Here is a 16633-nt window from a genome sequence, read left to right on the forward strand (position 1 = left end):
CGCGATCAGGGCTGGATCTGGTAGGTCGAGTAGTCAATGAAGCGGGCGGCACTGACATCAGCGGGAAGGGTCGGGCACAGACCGGCAGTCTTGCCAGGCATGACGAGGAAGTTCTGCCGCGCCAGCGAGTAGCTCACGGCGCTGTACGACTCGGGGTGCTCCTCGTTGTCGATCTTCGTGTTGCCGTTGTAGTCGCCGCTGTAACGGCAGACCTTGTACTGCGTCGCGCCCGTGCCGATATCCAGTCCGGTCAACAGCACCTGGCCCCACCAGTTGCGAGGGGACTGGGTGTTGGGATAGACGATGCAGTAGTAGTTCACCAGCTTCTGAAGAGCCGTGCTGGACACAGGGGCGTCGCTGAAGCACTCATGATTTGGCGTTGGATAGTCGCGACCGGGGGCCAGCACCAGCGCGCCACTCGCATCCCTGATTTGGAATTGGCTGGGAGTCAGACGCAGCGAGGCGGACAAGGGTTTCGGCAGGGCATCAGCATCGGGGACCGATGGGTCGGGCGAGTCGAGCTTGGAGAAACGAATGACACCACTTACAAGATAACCACCCGAGGTGTTCTTGCAGGACTCGACGCTGCTCGCCTCGAGTTCCGAAACCGGCGTCTCGCCAAGCCCTTCACATTTACCGCTGATGACGCCTGTGACGTTGTTGAACACCCAGACCACCGTAGTGCCGCCGCCCGGGCGGAAAGCGCTGGAACCGTTGCCCAGGTCCTTGGCGGTCGGAGGGATCACCGGATTGCGATTTTCGGGCTGTCGCACTCCGTTGACAGGCGGCGTGACACCCAAGGCGAGGGCGAAGACCGGATCGGTGCGGGAGATGACGGTGTCGAGAAAGAGCTTCTGTTCAACGTTGCCGCGGTCCTTCCATGCCACAGTCACTCTGATGGTTCTGGCCTGAGGCTCGGTCTGGTCCTTGATCAGAGGCGTCACCTCACGCGTGAGTACAAAGGTGGTGTTGCCGTTGGTTAGATTGAAGGACTTGGCCTCGGCAAGCGAGACGATGTCGTTCTCGTAGTCCCTGACGCTGGCACTTGCATCGCCTGGCTTATCGAGCACCGAGAACGAGCGCAGCTTCTCCAACTCCTCCTGCGCCAGGCGCATGGCTTCGCTTCTCTGCTTGGCGATGTCGCCGCTGTAGCGCAGATTGCTCAGCAGACCGACCAGCGCCACCATGCCGAACGACATGACGACGAGGGCCACCAAGGCTTCGATCAACGTCACGCCGCGCTGCGTGCGGCTGGGGCGCCGGGTCTTGAGTTGGAGAGGCTTCATGGCCATTATCAGTTGGTGGAATCGTTCCAGCCGCCGGGAACCCGCACATAGCTGCCCAGACGGTTGCGCACATGGTCAGCCACGGTCTGCTGGTAAACGATGTCAACCCTGCCAATGGTTTGCATGCCACCTCCCACCAGCACGATGCCGTTGACGAGCGATGGCATGGCGCTGGCGTTGGTCCAGATCAAATTCCCTGTCGATACCAGCATGCCATTGAGCTGGAACGGCCCGGTCAGCGTGACGTTGCCATTCACCACGACGAGCAGCGGGTCGCTCACGCTGCCGAGCACCTTGTTGCTGCTGAGGATCAGGTCACCATTCACCCACACGATGCGCTGTCCGGCTGTGTAGGCGGCTTCGAGAGTCGGCCCGCAGTCGCCATCGCAGGTTATCGTTCGCGCGGCCGGGTGTTGCGGGTAGCGGGCGACGCTCGTGCCCATGAACATCTTGAACACAGCTGGAGCATCGGCTTGCAAAAGCGTCGGATCGGCCTGCACGACGGCCTCGCTGCCGCTGGCCCCCGGCACGGTTTCAAGCCGGGTGTCGACCATGCCGGTCCATGTGCCACCGATGGTCGCCAGCATGCCGGCCGAGCGAGCATCGGCGCTGTGCAGGCCGAGGCCACCTGCACCCGTGGACTGGATGTCGCCCTTGACCACCAGCGGCGCGGCGGGCGGGCTGCGCACCGCACTAACGAGACCTACCGCCACGGTCAGCGATGTCCGCGCCAATTGGGCCTTGCTGATGTTGGCAACCGTGACACCACCAACGCCGACGCAACTGTCCGGAACGCTGTCGGTGCAGCCCAGCACCTTAAGCGCCATGGTGCCGCCGCGCTTGCCCGCTTCGAGCTGTACGGCGAAGCTCGGAGTCAGCTCGTTCGCCACCACTGCGGCTCGTGCGGTGTGAGCCGAATCTGCGGCAGGGCAACGGCAGGACCAGCCCTCTGTGCCCGTGTCACGTGTGCAGTCAATCACACCGTAGATGCCGTCAGTGACCTTCGAGGCGATGGTGCGATCCGCTGGGCTGATCTGCAGGTATTTGTCGGCGAAGCGCTGCCCTGCACTGTCGACCGGTTTGCAGGCGTTGTCCATGGCATTGCCGTTGAGCTGAGCCAGCGTCCATTCGACACCCGCTTCGGCGACTTGTTGAGACAGGCTGGAGCGGTAATAGCTGCCAGCAACGCGCTGCTCGAACAGCAGGCTCCGGTTGGCATAGGCCGCCAGCAGCGCCATCACGAGGAAGAGCACCATGACGACGACGAGTGTTGCCGCACCATGTTGGCGAAGCTTCAGTGGGCTTGACGAAGTGTTCATGCCGGGCAGACTCCGCTGATCGAGTCCGCGCGCAGGCGTTCAACACCCGACAGCGTGCGTTTGACATTGGAGTCATGGCGCGCTTCGCCAACGAGGGTGAACTTCACCTGTCGCACCTCATGAATCGGGCAAGCCGGCGTGCCGCCCGTGCCGCCCGTGCCGCAGGACTTGTCACAGAAGTCGCCCACACTGGTCGGCTGTGACGTGACGTCGATTTCGAAGTTCGTGATGCGCACGCTGTCCGGATCGGTGATCGGCTGCCAGTTGTCCTGGCCATCCGCGCTCCCTATGCGCAAATAGAGCGTCTTGTTGGACTTGTCCCACTTAAAACCGAAATGCTCGGCATCCCGCGGCACTTCGGCGCCATACAGACCGCCGCCGCTGTACCGCGCATACATATAGGTCAGGGAGAGGGCGCCAGGGGTATCCGCTTTGACGACGCTGATGTAAGGATTGGCGGAAGCTGTTTTCGAACTCTCTTCGGCTGCCGTACCCACGGCAGCCGGCGGCGCCCAGACGCCTTGCTCCGTCAATCCCCGAAAGCCCGCGCGGCGCAGATCCTGTTGCAGCAAGTCAGCCGCCGTGCGCAGATCCTGCTGGATCTGGGTTTCCAGCATCAGCCGACGGTGCTCGTTGATCTGGTTGACGGCAACCATGGACGCGCCCGCTGCCACGATCAGTCCGACAGTGATGCCAACCATCAGCTCGACCAGGCCCAGGCCACGCTGGGGCAAAAAAATCATCCGCATAGAGGGAACCCACCGATGCTGCCGTCGGGGGAGCATGTACGCACCCGTCCGGCCTGGTTGTACTCGACGTGCAGCAGGGCACCCGTCCGCACCCCTTTCACCTTGATAAAGACGTTGCTCACGTCTGTGGGGAATGAGCCTCGCTCGAAGGTGAGGACTTGCGACTCGAACCCCCAGGTGGCGTTTTCGTTCACATCGAAGCGAACCGACGTGCTGCGCGGCAGCAGGTACTCGCGCAGCAATCTGCCTTCGCCTATGGAGCACACCCTAGTGGCGCGCCGATTGCACCTGCAAACATCGGTCGTGGCATGCGAGCTCATGCGAATGCAGCTGAAATCGCCGATATCTGAAGGCACGTCCTCGAGATGCACACTGATCTTGTCCGCCACGACGGCGGACTCCGCTCTCGCCTGGGCAAAAAAGCTGGCAATCTCCCCTGCTGCTGCAACGACGCGCCGCCGTTCGACCACGCCGGTCAACGACGGGATAGCCACGGCAAGCACCACGCCGACCACAGCCACCCCAATGAGCAACTCGATCAACGTGACCCCAGAGCGGAATTTTTGGAAAAGGAGGCGTTGCATGGTCAACGACTCCAGCAGTTGGCATTTGCCGTGGTGTCCGTTCCACTCAGATCGGTAGACAGGTACTTGAACATCGAACCTTCGAGGGACACGATCAGAACCTGGCAGTTCTTGTCCTTGTTCTGCGGACTGCCCTCCTTAGGGGTGGCGGTGACGATGTACCCGGAGATGAAGCTGGGCGTCGCGCCGATACCGGTCAGGCTGAGGTCGTAATACTTCGAGATCGTCGTGATCTTGGAAACCCCGGAGCCCGTACTCATCTTCAGGCCGTCAGCGCCAAATGAATCCGAGTAGGCATTGCGGTTGGACCGCCAACGTTCCTGGGCCTGCACGATGCCGGTCATCAAGGCGATGGCATCTGCGCGGCGGCCACGCGCGAGCATGGAGGTGAGGGAGGGATAGGCCACTGCAGCCAGGATGCCGGCCACCACGACGGCGATCATCAGCTCCATGAGCGTGAATCCCCTGAGGTGGCGTTGTGTCAAAAGTCGCATAGCGGTCCGATTTTCAGTGGTGACGTTCAGATGAAAGGTTACTGGAACGCCGCTCGTCGCCGCTCGTCTACCGCTGGTCGCCGCCCACCACGAACAGGGGATCAGGCGCACTTCGTCATGCCGGAGAGCTTGACGCCGGTCGAGCAGCTGCGAACGCGGCCGGTGATGGCAACCACTTGGCGGATGCCCGTGCCGTTGTCCAGATAGGTCTCGATGCTGCCGGTCTGCGTGACCAGGCCTTGACGGTGCTGGAACTCCAGCGTCTCGGCATTGCTGCGCAGATGCATGGCCTTGCCGGCCGTCAGCCATTCAGCCTTGATGACGGCGCTGCCCGGCACCTTGCAGACGGCCTTGCCACCGGCACAGTCGCAATCGTTGCGGGCGCCAGTGTGCAGCAGGTAGCAAGCCTGGGCGCCCTTGCCGCTGATGCGGAAATAGACCGGTTCTGCCATGCGGACGGCTTCGCTGCGCGCAAAGCGCAAGTCGCTGGCAAGGGCTTCGGAGGTGGCGCGCAATGCGCGCTCCTGGCGCATCTTGCTCAGGCTGGGTACTGCCTGGCTGACCAGGGTTGCGCCGATGCTGACGCAGACACACAACTCGACGAGGGTGAAACCGAGGCTCGTGCGGCGGGCATTGCGGAGGAGGTTGGCGGTGCGGTTCATGGTGGCTTCCTGCGGTTCGTTGTCGATGAACGAACTCTAGGAAGCGGGGCACCGCGCGTCTTTCCCCCTTAGGGCGGGACGGAGGGGGAGGAGGGCAGGTGGCGTCCCCCGCGCTCCCCCTGAAGAGGGATAGGGAAATCCCTAGTCAAATCTCGCGGATCAACTGACGGAACTCATCCACGTCCTCGAAGCTGCGATAGACGGACGCGAAGCGCACATAGGCGACCTTGTCGATGCGCTTGAGCTCGCGCATGACGAGCTCACCCAGCCGCGTGGACGCAAGCTCACGAGCGCCGCTGGCGAGCAGCTTTTCCTCGATGCGGTTGATGGCAGCGTCGATTTGCTCGACGCTGACCGGCCGCTTGCGCAGCGCCAGTTGCATGGAGGCCCGCAGCTTTGATGGGTCGAAATCGGCCCGCCGCCCGTCCTTCTTGACGACCGACGGCATGGCGATGTCCGGCCGCTCATACGTCGTGAAGCGCTTGTCGCAGGACAGGCAGCGGCGCCGGCGCCGGACGACGTCGCCCTCGTCCGATTCCCGGGTCTCTGCGACCTGGGTTTCGGTGTGAGAGCAGAAAGGGCAGCGCACGGCGGTCGGACCTAACCGCGGTAGACCGGGAAGGCGGCCGTCAGCGCGGCGACCTTCTCGCGCACGGCGGCCAGGTTGGCCTCGTCGTGCGGCTTGTCCAGCACGTCGGCTATCAGGTGCGCCGTCTGGCGAACCTGTTCTTCCTTGAAGCCGCGCGTCGTCATCGCAGGAGTGCCCAGTCGGACGCCGCTCGTGACCATCGGTTTCTGCGGGTCGTTGGGAATGCCGTTCTTGTTGCAGGTCATGTGGGCGGCGCCCAGGATGGCCTCAGCTTCCTTGCCCGTCAGGTTCTTGGGGCGCAGGTCGACCAGCATGACGTGGCTCTCCGTGCCGCCGGAGACGATGCGCAGGCCGCGCTCGATCAGCGTCTCGGCCAGGACCTTGGCGTTCTTGACGACTTGCTCCTGGTAGGCCTTGAACTCGGGCGTCAGCGCCTCCTTGAAGGCCACGGCCTTGCCGGCGATGACGTGCATCAGGGGGCCGCCCTGGATGCCGGGGAAGATGGCCGAGTTGATCTTCTTGGCGACGGCCTCGTCGTTCGTCAGGATGATGCCGCCGCGCGGGCCGCGCAGGCTCTTGTGCGTGGTGGACGTGACGACGTCGGCGTGCGGCAGCGGATTCGGGTAGACGCCCGCGGCGATCAGGCCGGCGTAGTGGGCCATGTCGACCATGAAGTAGGCGCCGATCTCCTTGGCGATCCTGCCGAAGCGCTCGAAGTCGATACGCAGCGAGTAGGCCGACGCGCCGGCAATGATGAGCTTGGGCTTCTTCTCGCGGGCCAGGGCTTCCATCGCGTCGTAGTCGATGGCTTCGTTGGCGTCCAGGCCGTAGCTGATGACGTTGAACCACTTGCCGCTCATGTTCAGCGCCATGCCATGGGTCAGATGGCCGCCCTCGGCCAGGCTCATGCCCATGATGGTGTCGCCAGGCTGCAGCAGCGCGAAGAACACGCCCTGGTTGGCCTGCGAGCCGGAGTTGGGCTGCACGTTGGCGAACTCGGCGCCGAACAACTGCTTGACGCGGTCGATGGCCAGTTGCTCGGCCACGTCGACATACTCGCAGCCGCCGTAGTAGCGCTTGCCCGGATAGCCCTCGGCGTACTTGTTGGTGAGCTGGCTGCCTTGGGCTTCCATCACCGCAGGCGAGGTGTAGTTTTCGCTGGCGATCAGCTCGATGTGATCTTCCTGGCGGCGGGTCTCGTTCTGCACGGCGGCCCAGAGTTCGGGATCGACCAGGGCGAGGGTGGAGGTGTTGCGGTCAAACATGGCGGTGTTTCCGAAGGTCAGGCGGTAAATCCAAGGCGCTCACGGCTGGCGTGACGTCCAAGGCTGCCCAGGCGAACGGCTGAAAGCGGCTCCCGCAAAGACTGAGGAATCGCCTCACGCTCCCCGGTGGTGGCCCACCTCAGGTCAGCTTGTGACCCTGATCGCCAGTCGCGTGAGCGGCCAGTGTAATTCAGCGGAGCAGCGCAATCTGAGCGGAATCGCCGCCGGTGGGGGCGGACGCGGCCTCGCGCACCGGGCGCACGATGTTCGTGATGGTGTTGGCCGGCACCGAACGGCCGGACGCCACCGATTTCAACAGATCGTGCTCCGCCAGCACACGGGCCGTGTAGCCCGTGTCCTCAGCCAGATTGGCGCCGCCGACGTAGAAACGCAGGCCGTCTTCCAGGCTGCCAGCGCGCTGGATGCATTCCTTGAGCACCTGCACCCCAACACGCAGGTTGGTCACCGGGTCGAAGGCCGCATGAATGCCGCCGAAGGCTTCGTACTTGTCGTCGTGCACGCGGGTCATGACCTGCATCAGGCCCTGGGCTCCGACGGAACTCTGCGCGAACGGGTTGAAGCGCGATTCGATGGCCATGATGGCCAGGATCAGCGTCGGCTCGACCTTGGCACGGTTACCCACGGCCCACGCCTCTTGCACCAGGCGGCTGATCGGCTCGGGCGCCACGCTGTAGCGGCGGGCCAGCCAGTGGGCCACTGCCGCCTGCTGGCGGCTGAGGTCACGGGGGTCGGTGGCCGTGGCGCGGGCGATGGCGTCCGGTTCCGCACTGGCCAGCAGCGTGTTGCCCTCGGCCTCGGCGCGAGCCTCGTGGCGGGCGTTGAGCCAGCCGAGGGTGGCGGATTCCAGCTTCTCGCGCAGCCCGGCCTGGCTCGTGAACACCAGCAAGACCGACACCACCGCCAGCCCGACCAGGGCCAGCGTGTTGTGGCTGACGACGAGCAGGCCGTTGCCGATGTCCTTGACGAACAGCGACGCCGAATCCCGCAGGAGGGCAGCGAAGGTGATGAGGTCTCGACGTGTCGTCATTCGACTCCTTGTGTCACGACCCGCCACAGGCTGCCGCTTGAGCGACGGTCTGGACGGGGCGACGGTCATAATTTCCCGGCCGTTGGCTTGGGTCTGTGGCATCTGTGTGCCCGGTGGACCCGGCCGGTTGAACTTCGGTAGAAACCCGAAGCGGGCAGATTTTACGGTCCGAAGATAACCAGTCAAGGTTGTTTCGGCCAATCAAAACTACTTTTGGTTATGAAATACAGCGACCTCCGGGACTTCATCGCCGGCTTGGAAGGGCTTGGCGAGCTCAAGCGTGTGCGTGAAAAAGTCTCGCCCGTGCTGGAGATGACGGCGCTGAGCGACCGCGTCCTGCGGGCCGGCGGACCGGCTCTGTTGTTTGAGGCGCCGGCTGGGTTTTCCACCCCAGCCTTGACCAATCTTTTCGGGACAACGCGTCGCGTCGCACTCGGCATGGGCGCTGACTCTCTGGCCGATTTGCGGGATGTCGGAAGGGTGCTCGCCAGCCTCAAGGAACCCGACCCTCCGAAGAGCCTGAAAGACGCCGGCAAGCTGCTCCAGATGGTCAAGGCGCTGTGGGACATGAAGCCCGCCGTGCAGCGTCGTGCGGCGTGTCAGGAAGAGGTCTTTGAGGGCAGCGACATCGACCTAGGCCGCTTGCCCATCCAGACCTGCTGGCCTGACGATGCAGCCCCCCTGATCACGTGGGGTCTGGTCATCACCCGTGGGCCGACGCGCACGCGGCAGAACCTCGGCATCTACCGCCAGCAGCTGATCGGGCCGCGCCAGGTCATCATGCGCTGGCTGGCGCACCGGGGTGGTGCGCTGGACTTTCGCGACCACGCGCTGGCCCACCCTGGGCAGCCGTTTCCCATTGCGGTCGCACTGGGCGCCGACCCGGCCACCATCCTCGGCGCCGTCACGCCGGTGCCGGACAGCCTGTCCGAATACCAGTTCGCCGGCCTGCTGCGCGGCTCCCGTACAGAGCTGGTCAACACCGGCGTCGGAAGCGGCCAGCCCCTGCAGGCGCCGGCCTCGGCAGAAATCGTGCTGGAAGGCCACATCCCGCCCGCCGCGCCCGGCTACACCGGCATCAGCGAGCGCGGCGTGCCGCTGAAGGAGAAGGGCGGCTACCTGCACGCCCTGGAGGGGCCGTTTGGCGACCACACCGGCTATTACAACGAGCAGGACTGGTTCCCCGTCTTCGAGATCAGCCGCCAGACCCAGCGCAAGAACCCGATCTATCACTCGACCTACACCGGCAAGCCGCCGGACGAGCCCGCCATCCTGGGCGTCGCGCTGAACGAGGTCTTCGTGCCCATCCTGCAGAAGCAGTTTCCCGAGATCGTCGACTTCTACCTGCCGCCCGAAGGCTGCAGCTACCGAATGGCCGTCGTCTCGATCAAAAAAGCCTACCCCGGCCACGCCAAGCGGCTGATGTTCGGCATCTGGAGCTTCCTGCGCCAGTTCATGTACACGAAGTTCATCGTCGTCGTGGACGACGACATCGACACGCGCAACTGGCAGGAGGTGATCTGGGCCATCACCACCCGCATGGACCCGGTGCGCGACACCACGCTGGTGGACAGCACGCCCATCGACTACCTGGACTTCGCCTCGCCCGTCAGTGGCCTGGGCGGCAAGATGGGGCTGGATGCCACCAACAAATGGCACGGCGAGACCAGCCGAGAATGGGGCCGTGGCATCACGCTGCCGCCCGAGGTGGCCGCGCGGGCCGACGCGCTATTCGGGCAACTCTTCTTGAAGGCCTGACGGCGCTCGCCTACTGTTGATATGCCTTTTCAGGCACAACCTCTGGCGCAATCCCTTGCGCGCCAGGAGCCCATCGGCAAATCGCCTTTGAGCCCCATGGTGGCCTAGCCACCCGACCCCGCCCGGCCTCCAAGCCCGGCGGGGTTTCTATTTTCAGCGGCCCGCCCAACGCGCCAGCGCTTCATAGACGACGTAGCGCACGCGCTCGAAGCCGCCGGTCGAGGGACACCAGTCGTCGAAATTGAACCGGCCCTCCGCGCTCAGGCCTACCGGCGCCGGCCGGACGCTGATCCCCAGCGGCACCGCCTCGGCTTCAAAGGCGCGCAGCGCTCTCGCCATGTGCTCCTCGTGCGTGACCAGCAGGATGTGCCTGACGCCGGACTGCGCCAGCAGCGGCAGCGTTTTGGCGGCGTTCTGGCGCGTGTCGCGGGAACTGCCTTCGGCCCAGCGCAGCGGCAGGCCGTAGTCCTGCGCCGCCATGCGAGCCACGATGCTGGCTTCTGACTGCTGCAGCTCCTTCGCCGTCCAGCCGATGCCGCCAGAGAACCCCAACGGCCAGCCACTGCGCCGCGCCAGCCAGACGCCGTAGGCCAGGCGCTCGCTGGTGAGGTCACCGGCACGGCCGTAGCCGAACTCGGGGACGTAGCGCCGCACACCGCCGCCCAGCACCAGCACCGCGCCATCCTTGTGGGCGCGCAGTGCCTCCACTTGCGCAGGGCGCAGCAGTGGGGGCTGGCCGGCGGCCTGGCTGAGCAGCTCGCCCGCCGCCTCCGTGGTCGACAGCCAGACCCCCACCAGCGCCACCCCCAGCATCCAGCCGCCGCCACGCCGGGCGCGCTTCAGGCGCCAGCCACCCCAGGCGGCCAGCAGCAGCATCGGCGCCGGCGGCAGAAGGGCGGAGAGCAACAGGGTCTTGAAGCCGGAATAGTCGAGGGCGAAGCTCACATTTGCATCATCGCCGACAGGAATAATGCGTCCGCCGTGATGACGATTCCCCGTTCCCCCATCCGTATCGCTGTCTGGACCCTGGTCGCACTGTCGGCTCTCGTCTCGCTCCTGCTGATCATCGTCACGCTGGCTTTGCCGGGCTGGATCGCCGGCCGCGGCGTGGCGCTGGCCAGCGAGGCGCTGGGCCGGCCGGTGAGCATCGAGCAGGCGCATTTCCAGCCCTGGCGGCTCGCCATCGTCATCGACGGCCTGCGCATCGCCGGCCCTGCCGGCCAGCCGCCACTGCTGACGCTCACCAAGCTGGATGCCGCCCTGTCGCTGCGCTCGCTGTTACGCGGCCACGCCGTCGTTGAATCGCTGGAACTGACCCGACCCGAGCTGCGCCTTGCCCGCATCGCCGAGGGGCGCTATGACTTCGACGACCTGCTGCAGCGCTTTGCCGCCAAACCCGGCGCACCGGAAGGTGAAGACCCCGAGTTTGCCGTCTACAACATCGAGCTGACCGACGGCCGCGTGTTCTTCGACGACCGCCCGGTGCAGCGCAAGCACGAGCTGGCAGGCCTGCATCTGGCCCTGCCTTTCGTGTCGACGCTGGCGTCGGACGTGAAGGTCAAGGTGCAGCCGCAACTCAGCGGCAAGCTCGACGGCGTCGCCTTCGACAGCCGTGCCGAAGCGCTGCCGTTTGAAGAAGATGCCAGCGCGCGGCTGTCCTTCAAGCTGGCCGGCCTGGACCTGGCGCCGTTGGCGGCCTATGTGCCGCAAAGCCTGCCGCTGCGCCTGGCCGGGGGCCGGCTCGACGCCGATGTGGCGCTCGACTTTGCCGAGCGACCCAGGCAACCGCCCGGCGTCAAGCTCAGCGGCGGGCTGCAGCTGCACGAGCTGTCCCTGACCCAGCCCGACGGCCAGCCCCTGCTCGGCCTCAAGCACCTGAGCCTGCCGCTGGCCGACGCGCAGCCGCTGCGGCGCCAGCTCGCTTTCGGCCGGATCGTGCTGGATTCGCCCAGCGTGTGGCTGCGCGCGCTGCCAGCGTCGAAGGCGTCAGCGGAGGGTGGTGGTGCGCCTTGGCAGATCAGCTTGGCGGGGCTGGACGTCAACGATGGCCGCTTCAACATCGGCAAGCTTGAGCTGGACGCCATCCAGATCAAGCTCGCCGCCGCCGCCTGGCCACTGAAGGCGCCCACCCAGCTCGACGCCAGCCTGCGCCTGGGCGAGGGCACGCTGAGCGCCCAGGCCAGGTTGGCGCCCGAGGCGCTTGAGGCCGAGGCCGAGCTGCAGGGCCTGGCCATTGAACGCCTGGCCGCCTGGCTGCCCTTGCCGACGGGTGCCAGGCTGGTGGCCGCCGTCTCCACCAAGGCGTCGCTGAGCCTTCAGGAGCCGCTTGCCGACGGCGCCGCCGACCGCGCCAAGCTGACGCTGCGCGAGCTAGAGGTCAACGACCTGCGCCTCACCCTGTCCGCCAAACCCTTGCTGACTCTCGCGTCCGCCCGGCTCGACCAGGTCGAGGTCGCCCCCGGCAACCGCGCGCTGCGCCTGGGCACGCTCAAGCTGGACGCGCCACGTGCCCAGCTCGCCCGCGAGGCCGATGGCAGCCTGAACATTGCGCCGCTGCTGCCGGCCGAGCCCGCCGCCTCGGCAGCCACGCCGGCCTGGAAGCTGCAGCTCGCCGCCCTGCAGGTCGAACGCGGCGCGCTGCGCTGGCGCGATGCCGCTGTGCCGCCCGGCGTAGCATCCGTGGCCCTGGCTGTCGAGCCGCTGCGCCTCCAGATCGGCGCGCTTGCCTGGCCCGCTGCCGAGCCGCTGCAGGCCCAGTTCTCGACCCAGCTGGCCGCGCTGGGCGACAACGATCTGCCCATCACCGCCAGCGCCGGCAGCCTGCAGTGGAACGGCCGCATCGGCCTGGCGCCGCTGTCGGCCACCGGCAGCCTGCAGGCCCAGGCCCTGCCGCTGCGCCTGCTCAACGCCTATCTGGACCCGGCGTGGGGCCTGCAGATGCAGCGCGCCGAACTGGGGCTCAAGGCCGACCTGGACACGACCCGGCTGGCCAGCGGCACCTGGCAGGCCACGCTGGGGGGCGACGTGCACGTCGGCCCGCTGGCCCTGGCGCAGGCCCGCATCGTCGACGGTCAGCGCGTCGTCGGTGAAGACCTGCTGAGCTGGCAGATGCTGCAGCTCGGCGGCGTCAAGCTGGCCCTGGCGCCCGGCGCGCCGCCGCGCCTGGCCGTGCGCGAGGCGCAGCTGGACGATGCCTATGCCCGGCTGATCATCAACGAGCAGGGCCGCTTCAACCTGCGCGATATCGGCCCGGCCGAGGCGGCGTCCGCGCCTGCTGCCGCCGCGTCTGCCCCAGCGCTGGAGTTGGCTATCGAACGCATCAGCGTCAACCGCAGCACGCTGGACTTCAATGACCGCTTCGTGAAACCCAGCTACAGCGCCCGGCTGACCGAGCTGCGGGGCTCACTCGGCGCCTTTTCGTCCACCAGCACGGCCATGGCGCCGCTGACCGTGCGCGGCAAGGTTGCCGGCACCGGCCTGCTGGAGATCGACGGCCAGCTCAAGCCCGGCGCGCCGCTGGCCCTGGACGTGCAGGCCAACGCGACGGACATCGAGCTGGCGCCGCTGTCGGGCTACGCCGGCAAGTACGCCGGCTATGCCATCGAGCGCGGCAAGCTGTCGGCCAGGCTGAACTACAAGGTCGAACCCGGCGGCCAGCTCGTGGCCAGCAACCAGATCATCCTGAACCAGCTGACCTTCGGCGAAGCTGTCGACAGCCCGGACGCCACCTCGCTGCCGGTGCGCTTCGCCGCCGCGCTGCTGAAGGACGGCAACGGCGTCATCGACGTCAATCTGCCCGTCAGCGGCTCCTTGAACGACCCCGACTTCAGCATTGCCGGCCTGGCCTGGAAGCTCTTCCTCAATCTCATCGGCAAGGCGATCACATCGCCGTTCTCGCTGTTCACCGGCAGCGACTCGCCCGAGGAAGCCGAGATCGCCTTCGCGCCCGCCAGTGCGGAGCTGGGCGCCACCGACAAGCTCGACCGCATCGCCAAACAGCTGGCGGACAAGCCGGGCGTGCAGCTCACGCTGACCGGCTGGGCCGACTCCGAGACCGAGGTGCCGGCCCTGCGCGAACAGCGGCTGGACGCGGCCTTGAAGGGCGAAACGGCCGCGACGCCCGAGGCTGCGCTCAAGCGGCTGTATGAAGCGACCAAGCTGCCGAACAAGCCCCGCAGCGCCCTCGGCCTGACGAAGGACTTGCCGCCCGCCCAGATGCGTGGCCTGCTGATGGCCAGCTACGAAGTAGACGACGAGGCCTTGCGCCAGTTGGCCGTCGCCCGCGCCGTGGCCGTGCGCGATGCGCTGCTGGCACGCGGTGCTCCCAATGCCCGCGTCTTCCTGGCCGCTCCCAAGCTCTGCAACGGGGCTTGCCGGAGCGGCTGGCGCCCCCATGTCGAGTTGTCCCTCGGCGCCCACTGAAAGGTCCCCATGTCTGACCCCAATCTCGAACGCATCACCCTGGCCGGCGGCTGCTTCTGGTGCCTGGAGGCCGTCTACGAGCGGGTGCGCGGCGTGCACCGTGTCGAAAACGGCTACAGCAACGGCCAGGGCCCGGCGCCCAGCTACGAGGCGGTCTGTGGCGGCAAGACCGGCTATGCCGAGGTCGTGCGCATCGATTTCGACCCTGCCGAGGTCTCGCTGCGCGAGCTGCTGGAGGTGTTCTTCACCATCCACGACCCGACGACGCTGAACCGCCAGGGTGCCGACGTCGGCACCCAATACCGCTCGGCCATCTACTGGCACACCGAGGCGCAGCGCCAGCTGGCGGCTGAGGTGCTCAAGGAAGCCAACGACCACCACGCTGGCCGCGTCGTCACCGAGCTGCTGCCCGAGACCGACTACCACCCGGCCGAGGCCTACCACCAGCACTACTACGCCCGCAACCCGGAGCAGGGCTATTGCGCCTTCGTCGTCGCGGGCAAGGTCGACAAGTTCCTGTCCAGCTTCAAGCGCCTGGTGAAGTGATGCTGGCCTGGGGCGGGCTGGTACACCAGTACCCGGGCGCGCCGGAGGCCGTCCGATACGCCGATTTCTCTCTGAGCCCCGGCCGGCACCTGCTGCTGCGCGGCGCCTCCGGGTCGGGCAAGTCGACGCTGCTGGCGCTGTTGTCGGGCTTGCTGCGCGTGCAGCAGGGCGAGTTGAACGTCGCAGGGACAGACCTGGCGGCCTTGAGCCCGCGAGCGCTGGATGCCTGGCGTGGCGCGACGCTGGGCGTCGTGCCGCAGCGGCTGCACCTGAGCGAGGCGCTGACCGTGGCCGAGAACCTTGGGCTGCCAGCGATGGCCGCAGGGCAGGGCGCCAACCCAGCCCGCGCTGCCGAGTTGCTGACCGCGCTGGACATTGCCGAACTGGCCCCACGCCGGCCGCACCAGCTCAGCGTCGGCCAGGCCCAGCGCGTGGCGCTGGCGCGGGCGCTGATGCGCCGCCCGCGCCTGCTGCTAGCCGACGAGCCCAGCGCCAGCCTGGACGACGAGCACACGCTGCACATGCTGGCCCTGCTGCTGGACGCCGCCGAGCGCGAGGGCTGCACCCTGGTCATCGCCAGCCATGATGGCCGCGTCATCGAGGCGCTGAGTGCGCGGGACGACGTGGCGGAAGTGGTGCTGTGGGGCAAGCTGCCCACCGGCGCGCCTGCCTTGCCCACGGGCAACCGCACCACCTACTGGTCCGACGAGGGAACGGCATGATCCGCCTGGCCTGGCGCTATCTCTGGTCCAGCCCGCTGACCACCGCGCTGAACCTGCTGCTGCTGACGCTCGGCCTGGCCGCCGTCACCTTCGTGCTGCGTGCCAGCGCTCAGGTCGAGGCTGGGTTGAAGCGCGACCTCGCCGGCATCGATCTCGTCGTTGGCGCCAAGGGCAGCCCGATGCAGATCATGCTGGCCGGCGTCTTCCACCTCGACGCGCCCACCGGCAACATCCCCCTCGCCACGCTGGACCTGCTCAAGGCACAGCCCCTCGTCGCCCAGGCCGTGCCGCTGTCGCTGGGCGACTCCTTTCGCGGCTACCGCATCGCAGGCACGACGCCGGACTACCTCGATCTGTACGCCGCAAAGATGTCTTCGGGCGCCGTGTGGACGAAGCCCATGCAGGCTGTGTTGGGCGCGGAGGTGGCGCGCACCAGCGGGCTCAAGGTCGGCGGCCATTTCGCCGGCAGTCATGGCCTGGCCTCAGGTGGCGGCGCACATGGCGAACACGAGTTCGAGGTCGTCGGCGTGCTGGCCGAATCGGGCAGCGTGCTGGACCGCCTCGTGCTGACTGATCTGGCTTCGGTGTGGGAAGTGCACGAAGACCATCACGCCGCCCACGACGAGGACGAACCCAGGGAGATCACGCTGGCCCTGGTGCGCTACCGCAGCCCGCTGGCGGCCGTCATGCTGCCGCGCTGGGTCAACGCGCAGGACGGCCTGCAGGCCGCCGCGCCGGCGCTGGAAACCGCGCGGCTCATGCGGCTGGTGGGCGCCGGCACCGAGGTGCTGCGTGGCTTTGGCATCGTCCTGCTGGCGGCTGCCGCGTTGTCCGTGTGGGTCGCGCTGCTGCATGCCGTGCGCGCCCGCCAGGGCGACCTGGCGATGCTGCGCATGCTCGGCGCACCGGCCCGCCGCGTGGCCACGCTGATCGCGCTGGAGGCGCTGCTGCTGGCGGGCCTGGCGACGGTGCTGGGCCTGGCGGCCGGCCATGGTCTCGTCGCTGGACTGGAGCGGCTGCTGGCCGAGCGCCAGTCACTGCGCCTGGGGTCTCTGGGCTTCAGCGAGGCCGAATGGCTGGTGCCCTTGCTCGCCGCAGGGCTTGCGCTGCTCGCCGCTGCGTGGCCGGCGTGGCGGGCCTATCGTCTGGATGTCACGACACTGCTGCAAGCTCCGCGCTGACGCCGACA

General features: G+C 66.9%; 15 protein-coding genes and 1 riboswitch. Of the genes, 5 read left to right on the plus strand and 10 right to left on the minus strand.

What is annotated here, in order from left to right:
* Positions 1-5: 5 nt before the first annotated feature.
* From AC0IZJ_RS03175 to AC0IZJ_RS03215, 9 genes are all read right to left on the minus strand, one after another.
* Positions 6-1286 (minus strand): type IV pilus modification PilV family protein, encoded by a 1281-nt coding sequence (locus AC0IZJ_RS03175; protein WP_471846559.1) that lies wholly within the window; start codon positions 1284-1286, stop codon positions 6-8.
* Between the two features lie 8 nt (positions 1287-1294).
* Entirely contained in the window at positions 1295-2605 is a 1311-nt protein-coding gene (locus tag AC0IZJ_RS03180; RefSeq protein WP_471846561.1) for a PilX N-terminal domain-containing pilus assembly protein, read from the minus strand.
* Entirely contained in the window at positions 2602-3354 is a 753-nt protein-coding gene (locus AC0IZJ_RS03185; RefSeq protein ID WP_471846563.1) for a PilW family protein, read from the minus strand. The genes AC0IZJ_RS03180 and AC0IZJ_RS03185 overlap by 4 nt, the downstream gene beginning before the upstream one ends.
* Complete coding sequence (locus AC0IZJ_RS03190) at positions 3345-3938, minus strand: pilus assembly FimT family protein (protein ID WP_471846565.1); 594 nt, start codon at positions 3936-3938, stop codon at positions 3345-3347. The genes AC0IZJ_RS03185 and AC0IZJ_RS03190 overlap by 10 nt, the downstream gene beginning before the upstream one ends.
* A 2-nt stretch (positions 3939-3940) precedes the next feature.
* On the minus strand, positions 3941-4432 hold the full coding sequence (locus tag AC0IZJ_RS03195) for a type IV pilin protein (RefSeq protein WP_471846567.1): 492 nt from the start codon (positions 4430-4432) through the stop codon (positions 3941-3943).
* Between the two features lie 101 nt (positions 4433-4533).
* Positions 4534-5094, minus strand: a complete 561-nt coding sequence (locus AC0IZJ_RS03200) for a GspH/FimT family pseudopilin (protein ID WP_471846569.1) — start codon at positions 5092-5094, stop codon at positions 4534-4536.
* Between the two features lie 145 nt (positions 5095-5239).
* Entirely contained in the window at positions 5240-5683 is a 444-nt protein-coding gene (gene nrdR / locus AC0IZJ_RS03205) for a transcriptional regulator NrdR (RefSeq protein WP_471846571.1), read from the minus strand.
* An 11-nt stretch (positions 5684-5694) separates the two neighbouring features.
* On the minus strand, positions 5695-6948 hold the full coding sequence (glyA, locus tag AC0IZJ_RS03210) for a serine hydroxymethyltransferase (protein ID WP_471846573.1): 1254 nt from the start codon (positions 6946-6948) through the stop codon (positions 5695-5697).
* Between the two features lie 58 nt (positions 6949-7006).
* Positions 7007-7130: riboswitch (ZMP/ZTP riboswitch) on the minus strand.
* An 8-nt stretch (positions 7131-7138) separates the two neighbouring features.
* Positions 7139-7996, minus strand: coding sequence for a lytic transglycosylase domain-containing protein (locus AC0IZJ_RS03215; RefSeq protein WP_471846575.1), 858 nt, complete (start codon positions 7994-7996; stop codon positions 7139-7141).
* A gap of 219 nt (positions 7997-8215) precedes the next feature.
* On the opposite strand from AC0IZJ_RS03215, the gene AC0IZJ_RS03220 reads away from it, so the two are divergent.
* Positions 8216-9754: a UbiD family decarboxylase gene (locus AC0IZJ_RS03220; protein ID WP_471846577.1), complete on the plus strand. Its 1539-nt coding sequence runs from the start codon at positions 8216-8218 to the stop codon at positions 9752-9754.
* Between the two features lie 153 nt (positions 9755-9907).
* On the opposite strand, the gene AC0IZJ_RS03225 is transcribed toward AC0IZJ_RS03220, so the two are convergent.
* Positions 9908-10699 carry a YdcF family protein gene (locus AC0IZJ_RS03225; protein WP_471846579.1) on the minus strand — a complete coding sequence of 264 codons (792 nt, stop codon included), beginning with the start codon at positions 10697-10699 and terminating at the stop codon, positions 9908-9910.
* 39 nt (positions 10700-10738) lie between these two features.
* Between AC0IZJ_RS03225 and AC0IZJ_RS03230 the strand changes: the two genes are divergently transcribed.
* The 4 genes from AC0IZJ_RS03230 to AC0IZJ_RS03245 are packed head-to-tail and all read left to right on the plus strand — an operon-like array spanning position 10739 to position 16625.
* Positions 10739-14176 carry a DUF748 domain-containing protein gene (locus AC0IZJ_RS03230; RefSeq protein ID WP_471847137.1) on the plus strand — a complete coding sequence of 1146 codons (3438 nt, stop codon included), beginning with the start codon at positions 10739-10741 and terminating at the stop codon, positions 14174-14176.
* A gap of 9 nt (positions 14177-14185) precedes the next feature.
* The gene (msrA, locus tag AC0IZJ_RS03235; RefSeq protein ID WP_471846581.1) at positions 14186-14722 is read left to right on the plus strand and encodes a peptide-methionine (S)-S-oxide reductase MsrA; all 537 of its coding nucleotides are present in this window, start codon (positions 14186-14188) and stop codon (positions 14720-14722) included.
* Positions 14722-15444 (plus strand): ABC transporter ATP-binding protein, encoded by a 723-nt coding sequence (locus tag AC0IZJ_RS03240; RefSeq protein WP_471846583.1) that lies wholly within the window; start codon positions 14722-14724, stop codon positions 15442-15444. The genes msrA and AC0IZJ_RS03240 overlap by 1 nt, the downstream gene beginning before the upstream one ends.
* Positions 15441-16625 carry an ABC transporter permease gene (locus AC0IZJ_RS03245; protein WP_471846585.1) on the plus strand — a complete coding sequence of 395 codons (1185 nt, stop codon included), beginning with the start codon at positions 15441-15443 and terminating at the stop codon, positions 16623-16625. Before AC0IZJ_RS03240 ends, AC0IZJ_RS03245 begins: the two co-directional genes overlap by 4 nt.
* Positions 16626-16633: the final 8 nt, after the last annotated feature.

This window comes from Roseateles sp. AC306 (genome assembly GCF_979253795.1).

What these genes read in the sequence shown, in the direction of transcription:
- AC0IZJ_RS03230 (WP_471847137.1), top strand. Translation starts at nt 10,739, where the DNA reads ATGACGATTCCCCGTTCCCCCATCCGTATCGCTGTCTGGACCCTGGTC.
- AC0IZJ_RS03175 (WP_471846559.1), bottom strand. Translation starts at nt 1,286, where the DNA reads ATGAAGCCTCTCCAACTCAAGACCCGGCGCCCCAGCCGCACGCAGCGC.
- AC0IZJ_RS03220 (WP_471846577.1), top strand. Translation starts at nt 8,216, where the DNA reads ATGAAATACAGCGACCTCCGGGACTTCATCGCCGGCTTGGAAGGGCTT.
- AC0IZJ_RS03195 (WP_471846567.1), bottom strand. Translation starts at nt 4,432, where the DNA reads ATGCGACTTTTGACACAACGCCACCTCAGGGGATTCACGCTCATGGAG.
- AC0IZJ_RS03190 (WP_471846565.1), bottom strand. Translation starts at nt 3,938, where the DNA reads ATGCAACGCCTCCTTTTCCAAAAATTCCGCTCTGGGGTCACGTTGATC.
- glyA (WP_471846573.1), bottom strand. Translation starts at nt 6,948, where the DNA reads ATGTTTGACCGCAACACCTCCACCCTCGCCCTGGTCGATCCCGAACTC.
- AC0IZJ_RS03240 (WP_471846583.1), top strand. Translation starts at nt 14,722, where the DNA reads ATGCTGGCCTGGGGCGGGCTGGTACACCAGTACCCGGGCGCGCCGGAG.
- AC0IZJ_RS03200 (WP_471846569.1), bottom strand. Translation starts at nt 5,094, where the DNA reads ATGAACCGCACCGCCAACCTCCTCCGCAATGCCCGCCGCACGAGCCTC.
- AC0IZJ_RS03180 (WP_471846561.1), bottom strand. Translation starts at nt 2,605, where the DNA reads ATGAACACTTCGTCAAGCCCACTGAAGCTTCGCCAACATGGTGCGGCA.
- AC0IZJ_RS03215 (WP_471846575.1), bottom strand. Translation starts at nt 7,996, where the DNA reads ATGACGACACGTCGAGACCTCATCACCTTCGCTGCCCTCCTGCGGGAT.
- AC0IZJ_RS03245 (WP_471846585.1), top strand. Translation starts at nt 15,441, where the DNA reads ATGATCCGCCTGGCCTGGCGCTATCTCTGGTCCAGCCCGCTGACCACC.
- msrA (WP_471846581.1), top strand. Translation starts at nt 14,186, where the DNA reads ATGTCTGACCCCAATCTCGAACGCATCACCCTGGCCGGCGGCTGCTTC.
- AC0IZJ_RS03185 (WP_471846563.1), bottom strand. Translation starts at nt 3,354, where the DNA reads ATGCGGATGATTTTTTTGCCCCAGCGTGGCCTGGGCCTGGTCGAGCTG.